Source organism: Bacteroidota bacterium (assembly GCA_039714315.1).
In the GTDB taxonomy this organism is placed as follows: domain Bacteria; phylum Bacteroidota; class Bacteroidia; order Flavobacteriales; family JADGDT01; genus JADGDT01.
The window spans coordinates 1-3,633 of the sequence record JBDLJM010000219.1 but is presented as its reverse complement, the minus strand read 5'-3'; the positions used below and the strand labels follow the sequence as shown (position 1 = coordinate 3,633).

Below are 3,633 nucleotides of genomic sequence, written 5' to 3'. Positions count from 1 at the left end.
TATGAAGTACGGTAGTTTTATAAATAAAGGTGCAGAGTATAACGTTACAGCTCCACATCCACCCAGAGATTGGTTTAATATGCTTTGGAATCCAACTTACTTAGCAAGTGTTGGACAGAATATGAATGGTTTTTCGTTGTATCAGAATGAAGCTGGTGTTTTAACCAACCTTTTTGGAAAACAAGACGACCGTAGTCCACAGAGAAATATTTACATCCGCGATAATGAAACTAAAGAGGTTTGGTCGGCAGCGGTTACTCCAACTGGTGTTGAGCTAGATGAGTTTAATACACGTCACGGTTTAGGATACACAGTTCTTGAGAGTAAGAAAAACGGAATTAAAGTATCTTTTCAGATATTCGTACCTCGTAAAGAAGCTGGAGAAATTTGGTCGGTAACCGTATCAAATGAGTCAGGTAGAAAACGCGATATTTCGGTGTTTACTGTAGCTCCTGTTGTTTTGGATGGAGTTAACTTAACTTACGGATACAATTCGGCAGTTGATGGTTACGACGAAAAAGAAAAACAGAGATTATACTTCCGTAACAGATCGGTAAGTGTAATGACTCACAAATATAGAGCATTTACTTATACTGATGTTCCTTACGATCATTTCGATATTAGTAAAGAAGTGTTTTTGGGAGAGAGCAGAAACTACATGAACCCACAGTGCGTTTTAGACGGACAGCTTAATGATAGTACTGCTTCTACCGAATATATGGTATCTGCATTGCAACATAACTTAAGCCTTGATGCAAATCAAGAGCAGCGTATGAACTTTGTAATGGGTATTGTTTTTGACGAGGAGGAAGCTGATGAGTTTACTGCACTTTACGCTAACAGTGAGCTGATTGATGCAGAGCTTGAAAAAATAAAGAAACAAAACGTAGAAAGACTTGGTTTAACAACTATTGATACTCCTGATGGAGACTTCAACGATGTTTTCAATATTTGGATGAAGCACCAGTTATTCCTTATGGCTGATTGGGCTCGTTTCTACTTTAAAGGATACCGTGATACACTACAGGATGCAGCAGGTATGGCTGTGTTAGATTCAGACAGAGCAACTGCAATGTTAGTTAAAGCACTTGAAAATCAAAGAAACGATGGATTCTGTCCACGTGCATTTAGAGTATCATCAGTAGAAGTTGCAGCTGCCGATAAGCATTATTCTGATTCGCCAAGTTGGATATCTCACGCAACATATTCTATACTTAGAGAAACTGGTGATCTTTCAATGCTTGATAAAGTAGTAGATTATTCTAACCACGGAGAAGATACTATTTGGGATCACAACCTTAAAGCAATTGACTTCCTTTGGAACGATAGAGGAGAGCGTGGTTTAGCACTTATCCGTCACGGAGACTGGAACGACCTTATGGACAAAGTTGGTGCCGAAGGTAAAGGAGAAGGTGTTTGGATGAGTATTGCATTGGCAAGAGCACTTAAGCTTGTTGGTAAAATAGCAGGATGGAAAGGCGATACTAAAGTTGAAGAGCAATGTGCTTCGCGTTACGAAGAGATTAAGAAAAATATTCTTGAGCACGGTTGGGATGAAGATCACTTTATTTATGCATATACCGATGCCGGTAACAAGGTGGGAGATAACGCTTCAGAAGAAGGTCAGGTATTTATTAACCCACAATCATGGGCAGTACTTTCGGGAGTTATTGATTCTGAAAAATACGAGGAGATTATGAAAAAAGTTGAGCCAATGGTTGATACACCTGTTGGACCAGTTCATAACTGGCCTCCATTTACAAAATACAACAAAGATATTGGTTCAATTACCGGAATACCTCAAGGTAACTTCACTAATGGTAATGTTTACTGTCACGCAGCATCGTTTAAAATTGCAGCTGATTACGCAGCAGGAAGAAACGATAAAGCCTTTGAAACATTCAAAAACATACTTCCATCTGAAGAGAAATCAGAACCATTTGCTCAGCCAAACAGTTATGTAGGACCTTCGGCTATTCGTAAAGAAAGAAACGTATCGGATGATCCATGGAGAACAGGTACAGTTGCATGGAACATGTTAAACTGCTACGATAACCTTTTAGGATTTAAGAGAGATTATAATGGTGTAGCCATTGAGCCTCAAATTCCATCGCATTGGGATGATTTATCTTATAAAAGATCTTTCCGTGAAACAATATTTAACATCAACATTACAAGAGGTGATGTACAAAAAGTTGTAGTTGACGGTGTAGAGCAAGACAGTGCTTTTGTTGAAGTACCGGCTACAGGTTTTGATAAAAAAGAAGTTACTATCGATTTCCAAATTGGAAAAAACAACTAGAGTTAGATGAGTTCAGAAAACAACAATATTGGCGGAAACGTTTCCGCCAATAATTATATCGAGACTGACGAAAACATATCGTTAAAAGAAAAGTTAGGTTATGGTCTTGGTGATACTGCTTCAAACTTAGTTTGGCAGGTATTGATGATTTTTCAGCTGTATTTTTATACCGATATCTTCGGTATATCACCGGCTGTTGCAGGAACCATGTTTTTAATTACAAAAATTTGGGACTCAATAAACGACCCTATAATGGGGGTTGTTGCTGATAGAACAAATACTAAATGGGGTAAATTCCGTCCGTGGATTTTATGGTTGGCATTACCGTTTGCATTTATAGGTGTAATTACTTTTACAACTCCTGATTTAGGGATGTCGTCTAAAATTGTATATGCTTATGTAACATATACTTTAATGATGATGGTATATACTGCAATTAATATACCTTACTCTTCATTGATGGGCGTTGTTTCAGCCAGTCCTAAGCAAAGAGCAAGTTTCTCGCAGTTTAGATTCATGTTAGCTTTTTCCGGGGGATTATTAGTTCAGGGATTAACATTGCCACTAGTAAATGCAATAGGTGGCGATAATACCGATGTGTATTCAGCTGAATTATCGGGAACGGAAATTGTAATTACTGAAAATGGTATTGGAGCAACTAAGTTAGTTGTTGAGGCTGATATGGGAGAAGAAGATCTTTTAACTAAGAATCAAACTGTTATTGTTTATAAATCAGAGTTGAAAGATGAGATTGATACAACTACTGATATATTGTACCTTGAAGAAGGTTTTGGAACACACACATTGAATACGTCCACTTATTTTGATAAGGAAGTTTCATCAGAAAAGCTATCTGTTCATGTTGTAAACGAATCTAAAGGGTTTCAGGGGGTAATGATAGTTTATGGTATTATGGCCATAGTAATGTTCCTGGTAACATTTTATTCAACAAAAGAAAGGGTAGCTCCTCCAAAAGAGCAAAAAGCCGATACAAAGAAAGACTTTAAAGACTTAGTTGGAAACGGTCCATGGTTATTATTGTTGGCTGTTGGAATAGTAAGTTTGGCCTATATCGCAATTCGTTACGGATCTATAATGTATTATTTTAAATATTTTATAGAGGATGAATCGCTTGCTAGTCCTTTCTTAGTTTCAGGTACAATAACAACAATTATTGCGATTTCGTTTACTGAAAAACTATCTGATAAGTTCGGAAAAAAGAAAGTATTTATTACTTCTCATTTAATAGCCGGAACATTTACAGCTCTGTTTTTCTATATCGATAAGTCTAATATTGTAACCTTATTCATATTCAATATTATCATCAGCAT

General features: G+C 37.0%; 2 protein-coding genes. Both read left to right on the top strand.

Translation table 11 applies throughout. From position 1 onward, the window contains the following. Positions 1 to 2,302: hypothetical protein (locus ABFR62_13645; protein ID MEN8139462.1), on the top strand; the 2,302-nt coding region annotated here is incomplete at its 5' end. A gap of 6 nt (positions 2,303 to 2,308) precedes the next feature. Beyond that, a partial coding sequence (locus ABFR62_13640) for an MFS transporter (protein MEN8139461.1) occupies positions 2,309 to 3,633 on the top strand: 1,325 nt, incomplete at its 3' end.